Raw genomic sequence first — 1,143 nt, forward strand, 5'->3', positions numbered from 1 at the left:
CAAATCGTGACTTGGAAAACTGCCGAGTGGTTGCGCCATACGATGCTTTAGTGGTCGAGCGTGATGTCGGTGTGGGTCAGTTTGTGACGTCGGGATCTCGTGTCGCAACTTTGAATAACATCGAAGTGGCGGAAGTGCATGTTCCAATTGCTGGTTTTGATAGTGCGTTTTTGCCGGAGTCAATCAAAGAGCTGACAGCAACTGTAACTCAGCAAGGCATTCTCTCGACCACACGTGAAGGTAAAGTCGTTCGCGATTTGGGAATGATTGATAGCGCCACACGCATGATCAATATGGTGATTCAGGTTGAAGACCCTTATGGCATCGATAACCAGCAACCGCCAATCAAATTTGGTTCTTACGTAGAAGTCAGCTTTACGGGCAAAGAGCTCAAGCACATCTATCGTCTTCCACAAGAATTAGTGAAAAACCGCACGGTTTGGGTCGTCAACGATGAAAATCAACTTCAGCCTCGCACTGTCACAGTATTAAGAGCTGAGGGAGAATTCATGTTGGTAGGTGAAGGTTTGGAACAAAGTGACCAATTGGTTCTGACTCTTCCTGAATACCCGCAAAAAGGCATGGCGGTTCAAATTGCAAAAAAGAATGACGACTCCGAAACCGTCGTACAGTAAGTAGGAGTTTGTCATGGAAGATACGAATCAAAAGGGCATCATTGCCTATTTTGCCAATAACCCTGTGGCTGCCAACCTGTTGATGGTGTTTATCATAATCATGGGTATCGTGAGTTACATGTTTATCCAGCGTCAGATGTTCCCGAATATCGAAGTGAACTACATCGACGTTCGCGCGACTTATCCAGGTGCGTCTCCTCAAGAAATTGAAGAGAGTATTTTGGTCAAAGTGGAAGAGTCGATCAAAGACGTTACTGGCATTAAAAAAGTGGTGTCGCGAGCTTCTCGTGGCAGTGCTTATATTTCTATCGAAGTTGATGTCAACGCGGATATCAAGCGAGTGCTTGATGATGTGAATCAGCGCATCGATACTATTTCTAACCTGCCTCTTGGCATGGAGCCCATCAATGTCTATCAGGTTGAATGGCGACAAGACGTGATAGAAATGGGGCTGGTGGGGGACAGGCCTCTTGAAGAGCTTAAGCCGATTGCGAAGCAGATTGAAGAT

2 protein-coding genes are annotated in these 1,143 nt (G+C 46.0%); both read left to right on the top strand.

The window, feature by feature from the left end; genetic code table 11:
• The coding region (locus R7Q38_RS24245) for an efflux RND transporter periplasmic adaptor subunit (protein ID WP_318114623.1) at positions 1 to 635 on the top strand (635 nt) is incomplete at its 5' end.
• Positions 636 to 648: 13 nt separating this feature from the next.
• On the top strand, positions 649 to 1,143 hold a 495-nt coding region (locus tag R7Q38_RS24250; RefSeq protein WP_318114624.1), incomplete at its 3' end, for an efflux RND transporter permease subunit.

It is taken from the genome of Vibrio sp. Vb0598 (assembly GCF_033338935.1).
In the GTDB taxonomy this organism is placed as follows: Bacteria; Pseudomonadota; Gammaproteobacteria; order Enterobacterales; family Vibrionaceae; genus Vibrio; species Vibrio alginolyticus.